The 18,105-nt window shown below is 68.1% G+C and carries 16 protein-coding genes; 6 read left to right on the forward strand and 10 right to left on the reverse strand.

What is annotated here, in order from left to right; translation table 11 throughout:
* Positions 1-20: 20 nt before the first annotated feature.
* The 8 genes from rseP to rpsB form a co-directional block, all read right to left on the reverse strand.
* Complete coding sequence (gene rseP, locus F787_RS0111560; protein WP_028492279.1) at positions 21-1,385, reverse strand: RIP metalloprotease RseP; 1,365 nt, start codon at positions 1,383-1,385, stop codon at positions 21-23.
* Positions 1,382-2,584 carry a 1-deoxy-D-xylulose-5-phosphate reductoisomerase gene (gene ispC / locus F787_RS0111565; protein WP_028492280.1) on the reverse strand — a complete coding sequence of 401 codons (1,203 nt, stop codon included), beginning with the start codon at positions 2,582-2,584 and terminating at the stop codon, positions 1,382-1,384. Before ispC ends, rseP begins: the two co-directional genes overlap by 4 nt.
* Before the next feature lie 41 nt (positions 2,585-2,625).
* On the reverse strand, positions 2,626-3,453 hold the full coding sequence (locus tag F787_RS0111570) for a phosphatidate cytidylyltransferase (RefSeq protein ID WP_028492281.1): 828 nt from the start codon (positions 3,451-3,453) through the stop codon (positions 2,626-2,628).
* On the reverse strand, positions 3,446-4,198 hold the full coding sequence (uppS, locus tag F787_RS0111575; protein ID WP_042805921.1) for a polyprenyl diphosphate synthase: 753 nt from the start codon (positions 4,196-4,198) through the stop codon (positions 3,446-3,448). The genes F787_RS0111570 and uppS overlap by 8 nt, the downstream gene beginning before the upstream one ends.
* 12 nt (positions 4,199-4,210) lie before the next feature.
* Positions 4,211-4,768: a ribosome recycling factor gene (gene frr / locus F787_RS0111580; protein ID WP_018870730.1), complete on the reverse strand. Its 558-nt coding sequence runs from the start codon at positions 4,766-4,768 to the stop codon at positions 4,211-4,213.
* Positions 4,765-5,499, reverse strand: coding sequence for a UMP kinase (gene pyrH, locus F787_RS0111585; protein WP_028492283.1), 735 nt, complete (start codon positions 5,497-5,499; stop codon positions 4,765-4,767). The genes frr and pyrH overlap by 4 nt, the downstream gene beginning before the upstream one ends.
* 104 nt (positions 5,500-5,603) lie before the next feature.
* The gene (gene tsf / locus F787_RS0111590) at positions 5,604-6,473 is read right to left on the reverse strand and encodes a translation elongation factor Ts (RefSeq protein WP_019590323.1); all 870 of its coding nucleotides are present in this window, start codon (positions 6,471-6,473) and stop codon (positions 5,604-5,606) included.
* A gap of 63 nt (positions 6,474-6,536) precedes the next feature.
* Entirely contained in the window at positions 6,537-7,301 is a 765-nt protein-coding gene (gene rpsB, locus F787_RS0111595) for a 30S ribosomal protein S2 (RefSeq protein ID WP_019022798.1), read from the reverse strand.
* Between the two features lie 213 nt (positions 7,302-7,514).
* On the opposite strand from rpsB, the gene map reads away from it, so the two are divergent.
* Both map and glnD read left to right on the forward strand, forming a co-directional pair.
* Complete coding sequence (map, locus tag F787_RS0111600; RefSeq protein ID WP_028492284.1) at positions 7,515-8,300, forward strand: type I methionyl aminopeptidase; 786 nt, start codon at positions 7,515-7,517, stop codon at positions 8,298-8,300.
* Between the two features lie 31 nt (positions 8,301-8,331).
* Positions 8,332-11,037: a [protein-PII] uridylyltransferase gene (gene glnD, locus F787_RS0111605; RefSeq protein WP_028492285.1), complete on the forward strand. Its 2,706-nt coding sequence runs from the start codon at positions 8,332-8,334 to the stop codon at positions 11,035-11,037.
* Here the strand turns inward: glnD and F787_RS0111610 are convergent.
* Together F787_RS0111610 and F787_RS0111615 are read right to left on the reverse strand one after the other, a co-directional pair.
* Positions 10,970-11,779: an OmpA family protein gene (locus F787_RS0111610; protein ID WP_028492286.1), complete on the reverse strand. Its 810-nt coding sequence runs from the start codon at positions 11,777-11,779 to the stop codon at positions 10,970-10,972. The two genes, glnD and F787_RS0111610, sit on opposite strands and share 68 nt — an antisense overlap.
* Positions 11,776-12,858, reverse strand: coding sequence for a hypothetical protein (locus tag F787_RS0111615; protein WP_028492287.1), 1,083 nt, complete (start codon positions 12,856-12,858; stop codon positions 11,776-11,778). The genes F787_RS0111610 and F787_RS0111615 overlap by 4 nt, the downstream gene beginning before the upstream one ends.
* A gap of 286 nt (positions 12,859-13,144) precedes the next feature.
* Here F787_RS0111615 and F787_RS0111620 point away from each other — a divergent pair, with 286 nt between their 5' ends.
* The 4 genes from F787_RS0111620 (at position 13,145) to wrbA (ending at position 18,054) form a co-directional block, all read left to right on the forward strand.
* A complete protein-coding gene (locus tag F787_RS0111620; protein ID WP_028492288.1) occupies positions 13,145-14,077 on the forward strand; it encodes a phosphate/phosphite/phosphonate ABC transporter substrate-binding protein in 933 nt (310 codons plus the stop codon).
* A gap of 34 nt (positions 14,078-14,111) precedes the next feature.
* Entirely contained in the window at positions 14,112-14,504 is a 393-nt protein-coding gene (locus tag F787_RS0111625) for a DoxX family protein (RefSeq protein ID WP_028492289.1), read from the forward strand.
* A gap of 49 nt (positions 14,505-14,553) precedes the next feature.
* Positions 14,554-17,352: an EAL domain-containing protein gene (locus F787_RS0111630; protein ID WP_028492290.1), complete on the forward strand. Its 2,799-nt coding sequence runs from the start codon at positions 14,554-14,556 to the stop codon at positions 17,350-17,352.
* Positions 17,353-17,442: 90 nt separating this feature from the next.
* A complete protein-coding gene (gene wrbA, locus F787_RS0111635) occupies positions 17,443-18,054 on the forward strand; it encodes an NAD(P)H:quinone oxidoreductase (protein ID WP_028492291.1) in 612 nt (203 codons plus the stop codon).
* Positions 18,055-18,105 lie beyond the last annotated feature (51 nt).

Here is an 18,105-nt window from a genome sequence, read left to right on the forward strand (position 1 = left end):
GCGTCCGGTCCCGTTTCCGGTCAGCCGAACAACCGTGTCAAGTCGTTGTAGAAGGCGAGGATCATCAATGCCGCGATCATCAGCAACCCGATCTGCTGGCCCACGATCTGGGTCTTTTCCGACACCGGGCTCCCCTTCACGGCTTCCGCCGCGTAGTACAGCAGGTGCCCGCCGTCGAGCATCGGGATGGGCAGCAGATTGATAATCCCCAGCGACACGCTGACGATCCCGAGAAAACCGAGGAAGGCGGAGATCCCGATGACCGCGGACGTGCCGGCAAACTCGGCTATGGTAACCGGTCCGCTGATATTTTTGACCGAGGCCTCGCCGGTCACCATGCGCCAGAGGATCCCGAGGGTCAGGGTCGTGACCTCCCAGGTCCGCACCGCGCCGGAACCGACAGCCTCCACCGGCCCCTGGCGCACGATCACGCTCAGCTCGCGCATCGCCGGCTGATCCGGATCCACGCCGGCCCCGATCCGCCCGATGGTACCCGGTTCGGCCTCTACCGGCTCGGGGGTCAGCGTCACCTGTTGCCGCACCCCGTCGCGTTCCAGCGTGACGGACAGCTCGCTCCCGGCGCTGGCCCGGATACGCTCGACCCAGGCATTCCAGTCCGCGACGCCGTCGCCGTTCATCGCGACCACCCGGTCCCCGGGCTGCAGCCCGGCGCGATCGGCCGGCGAACCGGATTCGACCTGGCCGATCACGGGCTCCAGCTGCGGCCGGTACGGCGCCACGCCCAGGCGGTCGAGGAACTGTCCCTCGCCCAGCAGTTCGGCGCGGGCCGACAGATCCAGGCTGCGTTCGATCTCGCGACCGTCGGCATCGCGGACGATCAGCGGCACCGTATCACCCCGCACCGCGTGGTCAAGCAGCCGCAGGTTGGCCTGTTCCCAGTCCCCGACCTCGCGCCCGGCGATGCGCACGATCTCCTCGCCCCGCTCCAGGCCCGCTTCCGCGGCCGGCGATCCCGGGGTGATCTCGCCCACCACCGGGCGCACGCCGCCCACGCCGATCATGAACATCACCGCGAACACCGCGATCGCCAGCAGGAAGTTCGCCGCGGGGCCGGCGGACACCACGAACGTCCGCGCCCCCAGTCCCTGGCGATCGAACGCGCGGTGTTCCTCGTCCGCCGGCACCTCGCCCTCGCGACCGTCGAGCATCTTCACATAGCCGCCCAGAGGGATGGAGGCGATCGCGAATTCGGTCCGATCACGCCCGAAACGCCGCGACCACAACGGCCGGCCGAAGCCCACGGAAAAACGCAGGACCTTCACGCCCATCAGGCGGGCCGCCAGAAAATGGCCGTACTCGTGCACCGTGACGAGCACCCCGATCGCCACGACAAAGGCCAGCAGACTGGTCAGAAATCCCGTCACACCGCTTCACGCCTCCGCATGTCCAGCCAGTCCCGCGCGTGCGCTCTCGCCCGCGCGTCGGCACCCAGTACGACTTCCAGCGTGCCCGCGGGTTCCGGCTCCACCCCCTCCAGGGTCGCCTCGATCAGGGCCGGGATCGCATCAAAGGCCAGCTCGCCCGCGAGGAAGGCCTCCACCGCGACCTCGTTGGCGGCGTTCAGCACCGCGGTGGCCGTGCCGCCCTTCTCCAGCGCGCGCTGCGCCAGGCGCAGGGCCGGATAACGGGTCTCGCAGGGCTCGGAGAATTCCAGCGCCCCCATGCTGAGCAGGTCCAGTGCCTGTACACCGGAGGCCATGCGTTCCGGCCAGGCCAGCGCATGGGCGATCGGCGTGCGCATGTCGGGGTTGCCCATCTGCGCCAGCACCGAACCGTCTTCATACGCCACCATGGAGTGCACGATGCTCTGTGGATGCAGCACCACCTGGATGCTCGTCGGCGGCACCGCGAACAGCCAGCAGGCCTCGATCAGCTCCAGCCCCTTGTTCATCATCGTCGCCGAGTCGACCGAGATCTTGCGGCCCATGTCCCAGTTGGGATGGGCGCAGGCCTCGTCCGGGGTGATCTCGCCGAAGGTCTCCAGCGAGCGCTCGCGAAACGGCCCGCCGGAGGCCGTCAGCCAGATCCGGCTGGCCCCGTGCGGGCTCACCGGATCGGCGCAGGTGTAGCCGTTGGGCAGGCACTGGAAGATCGCATTGTGTTCGGAATCGATCGGCAACAGCCGCGCGCCCGAGCGCCCGACGGCATCCATCAGCAACGCCCCCGACATCACCAGCGCTTCCTTGTTGGCCAGCAGCACCCGCTTGCCGTGCTCCGCCGCCGCCAGGGTCGGCAGCAGGCCCGCGGCGCCGACAATCGCCGCCATCACCGCATCCACCTCGGGTGCGCGACAGACCTCGACCAGCGCCTCCGCACCGCCGCGCACCTCGGTCTCGCAGCCGGCGGCGGTCAGTCGGTCGCGCAGGCTCTCCGCCGCCTCCGGCTCCACCATCACCGCCACCCGCGGGCGAAACTCCAGGCATTGCGCCTCCATCCGCTCGACATTGCGGTGCGCGGTCAGCGCGTACAGCGAAAAGCGTTCCGGCTGGCGCGCCACCACGTCCAGGGTGCTGAGTCCGATGGAGCCGGTGGAGCCGAGGATGGTGATCTGTTGCTTGTTCATGGAATGCTCCCGGAGGTCGGGGCGTGATGCCCCGGAAACCATCAGGCTGCGGGTACCGGCCACAGCTGCAGCCAGTACAGCCCGCCCGCCAGCACTGGTGCCGCCGCAAGATGGCTGTCCACACGATCCAGAATACCGCCGTGCCCCGGCAGCAAGGAACCGCTGTCCTTGGCCCCGGCACGGCGCTTGAGAATGCTTTCGAACAGATCGCCCACCACCGAGATCAGCCCGGTCACGATGGACAGCAGCACGAACGGGAGGGCATCCATCGGATCCAGATCGGCGGCCCCGGCCACGATCACCGCGAACACGAACACCAGGCCCATGCCCCCCATCAGGCCCTCGCGGGTCTTCCCGGGACTGATCTCGGGCGCCAGCGCGGTGCGGCCGAAGCGCCGACCCGCAAAATACGCCCCGGTATCCGCCAGCCCGATCAGTACGATCAGATAGACCACCAGCAACGGTTCGAGACGATGCAGCGCCAGGATGGACACACCCGCGGCGACGACCATCAACCACCCGCTGGCTCGCAGCAAGGGGCGCCAGACCGCCTCCGACGCCGTATCCGCATGATAGAACGGCAGCGCAAAGGCCGCCGCCGCCCAAAGGGCCACGCCCAGGATCACCCCCGTCAGCTCCAGGTGCTCACTGCCCGCCAGGGTCGGCAGCGCAATCCCGGCCACCGCCAGCACGGTCCAGGGCACCAGCATTGCGGCACCCCGAAGCCGCGCCAGAACGCCCCACTCCCAGGCCGCCAGGCCCAGGGTCGCGGCGACCAGGATCAGCACCGCCCACGCCGGGCCCCAGGCAATCAGCGCCAGCGCCGGAAGTCCCAGCGCACTGGCCGTGATCACGCGCTGCTTAAGCATCCACCGCCTCGCCCTGCGTCCCCGGAACGCCCCCGAAACGGCGCTGCCGGCCGGCATACCATTCCAGCGCGGCGGCGAAATTCTCGCGGGTCATGTCCGGCCACAGGGTATCGATGAACAGCAGTTCCGCGTAGGCCGCCTGCCACAGCAGAAAATTGCTGATCCGCTGCTCGCCGCCGGTGCGGATCAGCAGATCCACGTCGGGCAGGCCTGCGGTACTGAGATAGCGTTCCAGACCGATCTCGTCGTCGCTGCGCGCACCGTCTCCCTGCTCGCGCGCCCAGCGCAGCGCCGCCTGCTGCATGTCCCAGCGCCCGCCGTAACCCAGCGCGATCACCAGTTCCAGCCCCCGGTTATCAGCGGTCCGGCGCTCGGCTTCCTGCATGCGTTGCTGCAGCTCCTCGGGGAAACGCGCGCGCTCGCCGATGAAGCGCAGTTTCACGCCGCGCTCCAGCAGTTCCGGGAGTTCGCCCTCGATGGCGGAGACAAAAAGCTCGAACAGCGCCTCCACCTCTTCCCGCGGACGGCGCCAGTTCTCGCTGCTGAAGGCAAACAGGGTCAGCGCGGTGACCCCGCGCTCGCCGAAATAGCGGACCGCCTCCCGGGTCGCACCGAGGCCTTCACGGTGCCCGGCGGCCCGGGGCTGGCCACGCGCCTCGGCCCAGCGGCCGTTGCCGTCCATGATCACTGCCACATGGGCGGGCAGCACGGCTTCGGCACTCATGTTCGGGTGCGGATCCGGCATGATCGGAGGCCGTCAGACCTCCATCAGCTCGTTTTCCTTGTCGGCGAGCATCTTGTCGATGCGCGCGATGTGATCATCCGTCAGCTTCTGGATCTCGTCCTGAGCGCGCTTTTCGTCGTCCTCGGAGATCGCCTTGTCCTTCACCTGCTGCTTGAAGGTATTGTTGGCGTCACGCCGGATGTTGCGCACGGCCACGCGCGCCCCTTCGGCCTCCGACTTGACTACCTTGACCAGTTCGCGCCGCCGTTCCTCGGTCAGCGCCGGCAGCGGCACGCGGATGACCATGCCCTGGGACGACGGGTTGAGCCCCAGATCGGAGGTCATGATCGCCTTTTCGATCTTGCCGATCATGTCCTTTTCGTACGGCTGCACCGCCAGCGTGCGGGCATCCTCCGCGTTCACATTGGCCACCTGGTTGATCGGCACTTCGGTACCGTAGTACTCCACGTGCACGTGATCCAGCAGGCTGGGGTGAGCGCGCCCGGTGCGAATCTTGCCCAGTTCCGTGCGCAGCGATTCCAGCGTCTTGTCCATGCGCTCGCGCGCATCCTTGATCGTCGCATCTGTCATTGCCTGGACCCCTCAACCAGGGTTCCCACCGCTTCGCCCATCACCAGGCGCTGCAGGTCCCCCTTCGCAAACATGTTCATGACTCGTATCGGCAGCTCGTTGTCGCGGCACATCACCAGTGCGGTGGTGTCCATCACGCCCAGACGCCGCTCCAGCGCGTCGTCGTAGGTGAGCTTGTCGAAACGCCGTGCGTCCGTCTGTGTGAACGGATCCGCGTCGTACACCCCGTCCACCTTGGTGGCCTTGATCATCAGATTGGCGTTGATCTCGATCGCCCGCAGACTGGCGGCGGAATCGGTGGTGAAGAACGGGTTACCGGTGCCGGCGGCAAACACCACCACCCGGCCCTTTTCAAGGTGCCGCACCGCGCGCCGGCGGATGTAATCCTCGCAGACCTGGTTGATGCGGATGGCCGACATCACCCGGCAGAAGCGCCCGGCCCGCTCGATCGCGTCCTGCAGCGCCAGGGCATTGATCACCGTGGCCAGCATGCCCATGTGGTCGCCGGTCACGCGGTCCACGCCGCCTTCGGCCAGCCCGGCGCCACGAAAGATATTGCCGCCCCCGATGACGATACCCACCTCGACCCCGCGCCGCGAGAGTTCGCAGACCTCTTCGGCCACCTGCGACAGCACCGCCGGATCGACACCGTAATGATGTTCCCCCAGCAGGGCCTCCCCGCTCAGCTTCAGCAGGATGCGTCGGTAGGCGGGCTGCGTGTCCTGGCTCATCGGGTTCCTTTTCTCGGGCTGGCTGACGGGATCGGAGTGGTATTAATCCTGAAATGCTGCTTGTTACGGGCAGGCCGGACCCCGCAGGATCCGGCCCGGCCGGCTCAGGCCCCGCGGGCCTGCGCCATCACTTCCTCGGCGAAGTTCTCGCTCTTCTTCTCGATACCCTCGCCCACTTCGTAACGCACGAAGCCGGTGACCTTCGCGCCCTTCTCCTTGAGCAGGTCGCCCACGGTCTGGTCCGGGTTCATCACGAACGCCTGACCCACCAGGGTGATCTCGCCCAGATACTTGCGGATGCGGCCTTCGATCATCTTCTCGACGATGTTCTCCGGCTTGCCGGATTCCTCGGCCTGGGCCTTGAACATTGCGCGTTCCTTGTCGAGCATCTCGGTCGGGACTTCGTCCTCGTCCACGCACACCGGCTGCTGGGCGGCGATGTGCATGGCGATGTGCTTGGCCAGCTCGTCGTCGGCCTTGTCCAGCGCGACCAGCACGCCGATGCGTGCGCCGTGCTGGTAGGCGCCCAGCGAACCCTCGGCGTTGAGGCGCTCGAAACGGCGGACCTGCACGTTCTCGCCGACCTTGGCCACCAGCTGGGTGCGATGCTCTTCCAGCTTCTCGCCCTCGACTTCTTCGTTCATCAGGCCATCCACGTCGGTGGCCTCGGTGTTCAGCGCGGTCTGCGCGCAGCGCGTGGCGAACGCACGGAAGTTGTCGTCGTTGCCGACGAAGTCGGTCTCGCAGTTCACTTCCACGATCACCGCGCGGTTGCCCTCGCTGACGATCTCCACGCGACCCTCGGCGGCCACGCGGTCGGCCTTCTTGTCGGCCTTCGCCATGCCGGACTTGCGCATGGCCTCCACGGCGGCCTCGAGATCACCGTCGGTCTCGGTGAGGGCCTTCTTGCATTCCATCATGCCTGCGCCGGTACGTTCGCGCAGTTCCTTAACCTGGGCAGCACTGATTGCCATCGGAATCAACTCCTGAAGAATTCTTGCGGGGCCGGCCGCGCGGATCGCGGCCGGCCGGTTTCATCAAGCCTGGTCGGCGGCCGAAGCCTCGGCACCTTCGGCCGTTTCGGCCTGGCCGAACGCCTCTTCGCCGGCGGCGGTAGTCATCGTGCCCTTGGCCTCGACGATGGTGTCGGCGATCGCGGCAACGTACAGCTGGATCGCGCGCATCGCGTCATCGTTGCCCGGGATCACGTAGTCCACGCCGTCCGGCGGGTTGTTGGAGTCGACCACGGCGACCACCGGGATACCGCGCTTCTTCGCCTCGTTGACCGCGATGCGCTCGTAACCGACGTCGATCACGAACATGGCATCCGGCATGCGGTTCATGTCCTTGATCCCGCCCAGGCTGCGATCGAGCTTGTCCTTCTCGCGACGGCGGGACAGCGCCTCGCGCTTGTTCAGCACGTCGAAGGAGCCGTCGGTGTCCATGGTCTCGAGATCCTTGAGACGCTTGATCGACTGCTTCACGGTGCTGAAATTGGTCAGCATGCCGCCCAGCCAGCGGTGGGTCACGTGCGGCATGCCGGCGCGGCGGGCTTCTTCGGCGACCACATCGCGGGCGGAGCGCTTGGTACCGACGAACATGATCTGGCCACCGTCGGCCGCGACCTTGCCGAGGAAGTTCAACGCGTCGTTGAACATCGGCAGGGTCTTTTCCAGGTTGATGATATGGATCTTGTTACGCTCGCCGAAGATGTACGGCGCCATCTTGGGATGCCAGTAACGGGTCTGGTGGCCGAAATGGACGCCGGCCTCCAGCATCTGACGCATGGTCACGAGGGACATGAGTGTTCTCCTGTTGTACGGGTTGGGCCTCCACGCATCCCGGCCTGAAACCGGCCCGCTCGCGCGAACCAGCACCCGACAGACCGTGTCGATACGTGTGTGGATTAAGGTTGCAAGTCTCCGCTCAATTGCCAGCGAAGCGCGCGCTTTATAGCATAGAACGCTTATTCGAACCAAGCACGCGCGGCCCGTCATGCCGCGTCCGGAGACCCCATGTCCGTCACCATCAAGACCCCGGAAGAAATCGAGTACATGCGCGTGGCGGGCCGTCTGGCCGCCGAAGTGCTGGAGATGATCGAGCCCCATGTCGTCCCCGGTGTCACCACCGGCGAGCTCGACCGGATCTGCCATGACTACATCGTCAACGAGCAGCAGGCCACGCCCGCACCGCTGAACTATCGCGGGTTCCCCAAATCGGTGTGCACCTCGGTCAACCACGTGGTGTGCCACGGGATCCCCGGGGATCGCACACTCAAGAACGGCGACATCGTCAACATCGACGTCACGGTGATCAAGGACGGGTTCCACGGCGACACCAGCCGCATGTTCACGGTCGGCAAGCCGAGCATCCAGGCGCAGCGGGTGATCGACGTCGCCCGCACCGGGATGTACCTGGGCATCCAGCAGGTGCGCCCCGGCGCGACCCTGGGCGACATCGGCCACGCCATCCAGACCTACGCCGAAAAGCAGCGCTGCTCGGTGGTGCGCGAGTTCTGCGGCCACGGCATCGGACGCGGCTTCCACGAGGACCCGCAGGTGCTGCACTACGGCAAGCCCGGTACCGGCATGGTGCTGGAAGCCGGCATGTGCTTCACCATCGAACCCATGGTCAACGCGGGCAAGCGCCACACCAAAGTGCTGGCCGACGGCTGGACCGCGGTCACCAAGGACCGCAGCCCCTCGGCCCAGTGGGAGCACACCCTGCTGGTGACCGACGACGGCTACGAGATCCTGACCCTGCGCAAGGATGAGACCCCGCCGCAGGAAGCGGCGGCCTGACATCCGTCCCGACACCGCCCCGGAGGCGCGCATGGCCAACACGGAACCTGCCCTGACTGACAGCAGCGCGGACTACCAGGAGCTCAGCCGCCACCCCGGTGACATCGCGCGGTTCCGCGAATATCGCCGGGGGATCGTGGAACAGCAGTACCGGGGCTTCCATGACGGGGTGGCGATCGAGGATCTGATCTTCGGCCACGCCCGCCGGATCGACGACCTCCTGCGCCTGATCTGGGCCCAGTTCGGCCTCGCCGCCGACCCGAACCTGTGTCTGGTGGCGGTCGGCGGCTACGGCCGGGGCGAACTGCACCCGGCCTCCGACATCGACATCCAGATCCTGGTGACGGGCGAACGTGACGCCACGCGCTCCGAACGCATCGGCGAGTTCGTCACCTTCCTCTGGGACATCGGCATCGAGGTCGGCCACAGCGTACGCAGCATCGAGGACTGCACCCGCGAGGCCCGCGACGACATCACGGTGGTTACCAACCTGATCGAGTCGCGCTATGTGAGCGGCAGCCTGGCCCTTTTCAACGACTTTCGCGCCACGATCGAGGCCGATCGCGTATGGGATTCACGCAGCTTCTATGCCGCCAAGCTGGCGGAGCAGCAGGCCCGCCATCGTCGCTTCGGCGAAACCGCCTATCGTCTGGAACCCAACGTCAAGGAAGGCCCCGGCGGACTGCGCGACATCCAGATGATCGGCTGGGTGACCAAGCGCCACTTCGGCGCGGAACGGATCGAGGAGCTGGTCTCGCTCGGCTTTCTGCGCGAGGGCGAGTTCCAGGAAATGGTGGAGGGACAGAACTTCCTCTGGCGGGTGCGCTTTGCCCTGCACATGCTCACCGGCCGGCGCGAGGACCGCCTGCTGTTCGACCTGCAGCGTCAGCTCGCCAGCACCTTCGGCTTCGTCGACCAGAACCACAACCGGGCGGTCGAGCAGTTCATGCAGCGCTACTTCCGCACGATCAACGACCTGGAGCGCCTGAACGAACTGCTGCTGCAGCATTTCAACGAGGCGATCCTGGATGACCCGGAACAGCTCCAGCAGCCCGAACGCATCCATCCCCGCTTTCAGGTCCGCGGCGGCTATCTGGAGGTCGCCCACGACCAGGTCTTCATGATCTACCCGCCGGCCCTGCTGGAAGTCTTCCGTATCCTCCAGCAGCACCCGGAGATCCAGGGCATCCGCGCCTCCACGGTGCGCCTGATCCGCGCCCACCGGCACCTGATTGACGGCCACTTCCGCCGCAACCGCCTCAACCGCGAGCTGTTCATGGCGATCCTGCGCGCCCCGCGCGGCATCACCAGCCAGCTGCGGCGGATGAACCGCTACGGCGTGCTGGGCAACTACCTGCCCGCCTTCGGCCGCATCATCGGGCGCATGCAGTACGACCTGTTCCACGTCTACACGGTCGACGAACACACCCTGAACGTGGTGCGCAACGCACGCCGCCTGGCGCTGCCCGAATTCGCCCACGAACACCCGCTGGCCAGCGAGATCCACTCCGGCCTGGAACGCCCCGAACGCCTGGTGCTAGCCGCGCTGTTCCACGACATCGCCAAGGGCCGCGGCGGCGATCACTCGGAGCTGGGCGCACAGGACGCGCTGCACTTCTGCCAGCAGCACGGGCTGTCGGACGAGGACGCCGCGCTGGTCGCCTGGCTGGTGCGCTCGCACCTGCTGATGTCCCTGACCGCCCAGCGCCGCGACATCTCCGACCCCGACGTGGTGATGGAATTCGCCCGCGAGGTGCGCTCGCCGGAGCGCCTCGATTTCCTCTATCTGCTGACCATCGCCGACATCCGCGGGACCAACCCGGAGATGTGGAACAGCTGGAAGGATTCCCTGCTGCAGACCCTGTACCACGCCACCCGCAACGTCCTCGACCGCGGGCTGGACCGGCCGCCGGACATGGAGGAACAGATCCGCCAGACCCGCCGCGAGACCCTGGAACTGCTGGCGCCGCAGGGCATTGGCGGGGAAGATGCCGCGGTGCTGTGGGGCCGCCTGGACGACGAATACTTCCTGCGCCATTCGCCCGACGAGATCGCCTGGCACACCCAGGCCCTGCTGAACAACGACCTCGAGGACCTGCCCCTGGTGCTGGTGCGCCCGCGCACCTCGCGCGGCAGCACCGAGGTCTTCGTCTATGCCGAGGACCACCCGCGCCTGTTCGCGCGGACTACCGCCGCCCTCGCCCAGCTCGGGCTGGACATCGTCGACGCCCGCATCATCAGTACCGCCGACGGTCACAGCCTGGACACCTTTCTGGTGCTGGAGAACGCCGGACAGACCGTCGAATCCGGCTACCGCACCCAGGAGATCTGCGCGACCCTCAACCGGGCGCTGCGCGAAGGCGCGGGCGGCGCAGCCCCGGTGCAGCGCCAGCTGCCGCGGCGGCTGAAGCATTTCGACGTCGACACCCGGGTGGAATTCGAGGAAGGTTCGCCGGGCGGTGCCACGCGCATGCGCATCCGCGCGCTGGACCGCCCGGGCCTGCTGTCCACCGTCGGCCATGTGCTGGCCGAACACGACACCGACATCCGCACCGCGCGCATCGCCACCGCCGGGGAACAGGTCGAGGACAGCTTCACCCTCACCGGCAGCGACCGCCGGCCGCTCACTGCGGCCGAACGCGAGCGCCTGCGCACGGCCCTGCTGGAAGCTATCCGGGAGTCGGAGCCCCCGGGTCCGAATGCGGGCCCGAATGCAGCGGACGCGGGACCGGCATGACCCCCGCCTCCGTGGCGCCCGGCTCGCCCGCCTCGCCCAGCAGGCGCGACTCGAAATCCGTCAGCACGCTGAACTCCACCCGCCGCGAGGCCTCGCGGTCCTCGCGTCCGCGCTCATCCAGCACCCGGCGCGAGGACGACATGCCGACCGCCGCGACGCGCTCGCGGAACCAGTCCTCGCCGCGCACGCGCTCCAGACCCCAGGCGTATTCCAGCACCGAACGCGTACGCCGCTGACTCAGGTCCATGTTGGCGAAATAGGCCTCGCGCGCGTCTTCCGCCCCGGCCCATTCGCTGGACGTATGGCCCTCGATGCGCACCTCGCGGATGACCCCGGCGAACGGCCGCAGGCGCTCGGCGTAGCGCGGCATGAAATCCTCCAGGATGGCCTCGAAGCGCGGCCGGATCGCCGCCGAACTCTGCTCGAACAGCACCTCCGGCTCGCGGAAGCTGAGCGTCAGATCCTCGCGGTCCAGCTCCGCGTTCCAGCGCTCCAGGTCCTCCTCGAATTCGTCCAGCAACGCGGCGTGGATCGCATCGCGCAGGGCCAGCGCCTCGCTGCGGGTTTCTTCGTGGGCCGCCTGCGAACGCTCCACCTGCACCATGTGCAGCACCGCAATGAACAGGAAGATCATCATCAGCGCGGCCATCAGATCGGCCACCGCCAGCCATTGCGAACCCTGCTCGGAAGGCGTTTCCCCCGCAGCCCGCGCCCGCCGGGCGAACAGCCGCCGCAGGATCACGAGCGCCCCCCGGCGGCCGCCATGCTGCGCCCTTCGGTGGCGGACCAGCGGGCCTGCGCGGCCTGTCCCGCCTCAATCGCGTTCTCCAGGCTCTCCAGCATGCCCTCCAGACGCGCGTCCATCGCCGGGAAGGCCTCGGTCGCACGATCCCGCAGCGCCGCGATGGATCCCAGCAGGGCCTCCAGCTCCACCGTCTCGCGGCGCAGGCTGGACAGCGTCGCATCCTGATCCTCCACGTGCCGCGTGATGCGGAAGGCCTGATCGGTCAGCTTCTCCAGACTGGCGCCGGAGTGCTCCATGCCCTCGCGCGCCTGATCGAACGCCCGCCGCAGTTCCTCCATCTGGTCGCGGTACTGCCCCTGCCATTCCAGCAGGCGACCCACCGAGGCATCCAGGCGGCGGAAGTTCTCGCCGAACTGTTCGCCCAGGCGCGTGTTGAAGTCACGGATTACCTGCTCCAGCGCCGCCACCAGATGGCCGCTGCTCATCTCGCTCATGCGCTCCGCAAGCCCGTCCAGTGCCTCCAGGGTCTCGCGATGCTGGCGCTGCTGACGCTCCTCCAGGCCGCGGTCCATGGCCTCCAGCCGCTGCGCCACCGCCTGCATCGCATCGCGCTGTTCGCGCAGCAGATCCGGCACCAGGGCCGGGTCCTGCGGCAACCCGTTGCCGCCCGCGGCCCCCGTGCCCCCGGCCGCGTCCGGATCATCCGCGGCGGCGGGCTCGGGCCGCAGCACCTGTAGCAGGCGCAACAGGGCCGCCAGCGCAATGCCAACGATGCTGGTAACGAACGCCAGCTTCAGCCCTTCCAGCAGCGCCGGCACCGAGGCCTCGACCCGCGCCGCATCGAAGTCCAGCAACCCGATCGCCACCCCGAGGAAGGTCCCGAGGATCCCCAGCGTGGTCAGCAGTGCCGGGGCCGCCGCCTGCAGCCGCGTCATCCGGCCCAGCGCCATGCCCGCCAGCGCCAGGCCGGCGAGGACCAGCAGGCCGAGGGAAAACGCGCCGATCACGGTCATCGGCGTCAGCGCCTCCAGCGTCCCCAGCAGGGCGCTCGCCAGTTCGTTCAACCACTGTGTCATGCTTGCTCCTGTCCGGGTGTCGGCGCCCGGGAAACGCCCGCGGCGCCATGGCCATGCCGACTCCCCGGATCCACAAGCAATATCAGGGCCACCCGTCGCAGGCCCCGCGCGCACGGACGTCGTCCCGACAAACGTCGACCTTCCGACACCGTCGGAGGCGCCCGCGGCTCCATCCCGAGCCCGCACCGTCAACAATCCGTCAGGCCGTGGGACGCCGATCGCCGGCGGACGGCAAAGCGCCGCCAGAAACGCTACCCTGAGGACAGATTTGCCCCGGGAGGGCCCGATGCCAGGCCGCACCAACCTGCCCCTGATCCTGACCCTGGTCCTGCTGCTCGGGAGCATGGCCGCCGCACTCCCCGCCACCGCGCAGACCGCGGAAGAACCCGCGCCGGATGCCGACCCCGTGACCCTCGGCATCCTGCCGTTCGCCAGCCCCGGGACCCTGTTTCAGCGCTATGCACCGTTGCGGGACTGGCTGTCGCAGACCCTCGAACGCGAAGTGCGCATCGAGACCGCACGCAATTTCGAAACCTTCCTCGGGCGAACCGATGCGGGCCGTTACGATCTGGTGCTCACCGGGTCCCACCTGGCCCGGCGCGCCCGCACGCACGGCGACTACCGCCCGCTGGTCGCGGCCACCCACCGCCTCTCCGCGCGGATCGTGACGCCGGTCGATTCCCCGATCAACTCCGTGCAGGACCTGGCCGGGCACACCATCGCCGCCCCGCCGCGCCTGAGCATGGGCACCGTGGCCGTGCGTTATCTGCTGGATCTGCCACTGGCGGACAATCCGCCGGAGTACCTCTATTATTCCCATCACGAGACCGCCCTGGATGCGCTGCAGCGCGGGCTTGCGGATGCTGCGATCATGGTGGTGGATGACGAGGCGGGTTCCACACGTCCTGAAACGCGTGACCCGGACCGGGAACGCCTGATCTCCCTGCGGGACGGGCAGCTGGTGCGCATGCTGATGCGCACGCCGCGTTTCCCGGGTGCGGTCATCCTGGCGCGCGAGGACCGCCTGCCGGCCACCGTTGACCTGGCCGGACAGCTAACCGCGCTGAGCGACACGCCGGAGGGGCGCGAGCGCCTGGGGCGCATCGGCCATCGGGGCTTTGAAGCCTTCGACACGGACGCCATCCCGGACATGATGCCGCTGCCGGATCCGGGCTTTGTCCTTCCCGACAGCGACGACCCGGCGGTTACGGACCACTGAATCCGCCACCACTCGAACCACAACGGGGGACACCATGGACAGCATGCTCGACGACACCGGAAAACTGGTCCTGCGCCTCGCGCTGGGGATCCTCATCCTGCTGCACGGGATCGACAAGATCCTCGGCGGGATCGGCGGCATCGAATCCATGGTCGTGGACGCCGGCCTGCCCGCGTTCGTGGCCTGGGGCGTCTACATCGGCGAAGTCCTGGCCCCGGTGCTGGTGATCCTCGGGCTGTATTCGCGCATCGGCGCGGTGCTGATCGCGATCAACATGGTGGTCGCCATCGCCCTGGCCCATGCCCACGAACTGACCGACCTGACCACCCACGGCGGCTGGGCCCTGGAACTGCAGGGCATGTTCCTGTTCGCGGCGGTCGCCCTGGCGCTGACCGGCCCCGGGCGCTACTCGGTCAACCGGAGCTGAGACCTCTTGGCGGGCGGCCTGCTCTGCACGCGTGATCGGGCATGATGCCATGCGCCTGAATTTCGCCGCGCAGATCGCCATCGGCACGGTCGCCATCCAGGCCGTGATGGTCATCGTGCTGATGGCCAGCGGAACCTCGCTTATCCGCGACAACCAGGCCGAGGTGCTGGAACGCTTCGCCGACCAGCAGGGCCGTCTGCTGAGTTCGGCCGTCGGGCCCGGTCTGGCCTACGCCGACCCCGGCATGCTGCAGGAGCTGCTGGACGACCTGGAGCAGGACACGACCCTGCGCTACGCGGTGGTCGAAGACGCGGACGGCCGACGCATGGCCGAGGTGGGTTCGGTGCCCGCCAGCCTTCCCGAACACGACGGCCTGCGCCAGCAACCCGGCACCCTGGAAATGGGCATCCCGGTGGATCTGGCCGGGCAGCACCTCGGGACGATCCACGTCGAGTACTCCACCGACGATATCGACGCCCTCGCCACCGACCTGCTGCACCGCAACATCGCCCTGGCCCTGGGCGTGCTGGCCCTGTCCATGGCCGCGGGGACCCTCTTCGCGCTGATCGTGACCCGCCGGCTGCGGCTGCTCAACCTGGGCGGCCAGGCCCTGCAGCGCGGCAATCTCGAATATCGCCTGAAGGTCACCTCCAACGACGAATTCGGCGATCTCGCCCGCACGTTCAACAACGTCGCCGCCCACCTGGAAAACACCCAGAGCGAGATCCAGCAGCAGAACCTCCGGCTCAACCGTTCGGTGGCGCGCCTGGAGTCCATGCTGGGCGGCGCCGACGCCATCCTGTGGGAATCGCACCCGGATACCGGATACTGGGAGTTCGTCGCCGGCGACACCCGCGAACTGCTGGGCTACCCGGTCGAGCGCCTGGCCCGGCCGGGGCTGCGGGTCCGCCGCATCCATCCGGAGGACCTGCCCCGCGTCCGGGAGGCCACGCGCGACCCCGCGGAACGGCCGCGGCCGGTGGACTACCGCTTCCGCCACCGCAACGGCCACTGGATGTGGCTGCGCGACATCCTGTCCTGGGCGGCCGACGACCGCGGCGAGCCGGTACTGCGCGGCCTGACCCTCAACATCACCGCCCATCGCCAGGCCGCCGACGCCCTGCACGAGACCGAGTCGCGCTACGAGGAGGTCGTCAACAACATCTCGGAGGTGATCTTCCGCACCGACGCCGAGGGCCGCTGGACCCTGCTCAACCCCGCCTGGGAGAAGCTGACCGGCTTCAGCGTGGACGAGAGCCTCGGCCGCAGCCTGTGCGAATTCGTCGCCACCGAGGACCGTGCCGAGGCCGACCAGGTCTGCCGCACCCTGATGCAGAGCGAGCAGGACCGCGACTTTGCCGAAGAGATTCGCCTGCGCACCCGCGAAGGCGACGCTCGCTGGGTCAGCGTGTTCGCCAGCACCCGGCGCGACGAACGTGGCCGCGTGATCGCGCTGTTCGGCACCATCATGGACATCAGCGACCGCAAGCGGGCGGAAGAAGAAGTGCGGCGCCTCGCCTTCTTCGACAACCTCACGCACCTGCCGAACCGCACGCTGCTGCACGACCGTCTGTGTCAGTCACTGGCGCATGCGCACCGGACCGGCCTGCACGGTGCGGCGCTGTTCCTCGACCTCGACAACTTCAAGGACATCAACGACACCCTCGGTCACGCGGTGGGCGACGAACTGCTGCAGCAGGTCGCCGCCCGCCTGAGCACCACCACCCGCGAGGCCGACACGCTGGCACGCCTGGGCGGCGACGAATTCGTCCTCGTGCTCAACGACCTCAACGCCGACCAGGATCGCGCCGCCACCCAGGCCGAGGCGGTGGGGCGCAAGCTGATCGAGCTGATGCGCGAGCCGTTCCCGATCGGCGGCCAGGATCGCCACGTGAGCCCCAGCATCGGCGCGACCCTGTTCAGCGGCGACCACCTCGGCGTGCAGGAAGTGCTCAAGCAGGCGGACCTGGCGATGTACCGGGCCAAGAACGCCGGGCGCAACACCGTGCGCTTCTACGACCCCGAGCTGCACCGCGCGGTGGAAGCCCGCTTCCAGCTCGAGACCGAGCTGCGGGAAGCCCTGCGCAGAGACGAGTTCGAGGTCCACTGCCAGCTGCAGGTCAACAGCGACGACCGCCCGGTGGGGGCCGAACTCCTGCTGCGCTGGGCGCACCCGGAACGCGGCTGGGTCTCGCCCGGCGAGTTCATCCCGGTCGCGGAGCAGACCGGGCTGATCGTGCCCATCGGCCAGCGCGTCCTGGAGGAGGCCTGCCGGCGGCTGGCGCAGTGGAAACACGACCCCGCCCTGCGCGACCTGACCCTGTCGGTGAACGTGAGCGCGCGCCAGTTCCGCCACGGTACGTTCGTCGCCGAACTCGCCGGCCTGCTGGAGGCCACCGGCGCGCCGGGCCACCGGCTGAAGCTCGAGATCACCGAGAGCATGCTGCTGGAAGACATCGACCACGCGATCGACAACATGCAGCGGCTGCGCGAGCTGGGCATCGGCTTCGCCCTGGACGACTTCGGCACCGGCTATTCGTCGCTGGCCTATCTCAAGCAACTGCCGCTGTCCCAGCTCAAGATCGACCAGTCCTTCGTGCGCGACGTCCTCGACGATCCCAATGACGCCGCCATCGCCGAGATGGTGGTCAACCTCGCCCACACCCTCCGTCTGGACGTGATCGCCGAAGGCGTGGAGACCGAAGACCAGCGCGCGTTCCTGATGCACCTGGGCTGCTGGCACTTCCAGGGCTTTCTGTACGGCCGTCCCGCAACCATCGAAACCGTCGAGGCCCTCGCCGGCACCGGCGAGCCGCTGGCCCCGGCCTCCGGCGAAAACGATTCGTAAAAATCGAACAATCAATCGCCAAAATGGCGATTTTCATTCGGCTGGTCAGGATCTAACCTTGGGGAAATATCCCGCAAGAAAGGATCCGCCATGACCACCCGAGTACTCGTGCTGTACTACTCCACCTGGGGCCACATCGAGCAGATGGCCGAAGCCGAGGCGCGTGGCGCCCGCGGCGTCGCCGACACCGAGGTCACGATCAAGCGCGTGCCCGAGCTGATGCCCGAGGATGTCGCCCGTAATGCCGGCGCCCGGCTCGACCAGCCGGCCGGGATCGCCCGCCCCGAGGAGCTGGCCGACTACGACGCCATCATCATCGGCACACCCACCCGCTACGGGCGCATGGCCGCACAGATGGCGAACTTCCTGGATCAGACCGGCTCGCTGTGGTTCAACGACCGCCTGGTGGGCAAGATCGGCAGCGTGTTCGGCTCCACCGCCAGCCAGCACGGCGGCCAGGAGACCACCCTGGTCTCCACCATCGTGAACCTGATGCACTTCGGCATGACCATCGTCGGCCTGCCGTACACCGAAAAGCGCCTGCTGGAAATGGGCCAGATCAGCGGCGGGACGCCCTACGGCGCCACCACCCTGGCCGACGGCGACGGCAGCCGCCAGCCCACCGAGGCCGAACTCGGCATGGCCGAATCCCAGGGCCGCCACGTCGCCGAAGTCGCCCGCGCCCAGAAGCTGGGCCCGTAGGAGGCCAGCCCCCTGGCCGACCCGGCACCAGACCCGGCCCGACCCGACCCG

It is taken from the genome of Thioalkalivibrio sp. ALE19 (genome assembly GCF_000428605.1).
Classification (GTDB): domain Bacteria; phylum Pseudomonadota; class Gammaproteobacteria; order Ectothiorhodospirales; family Ectothiorhodospiraceae; genus Thioalkalivibrio.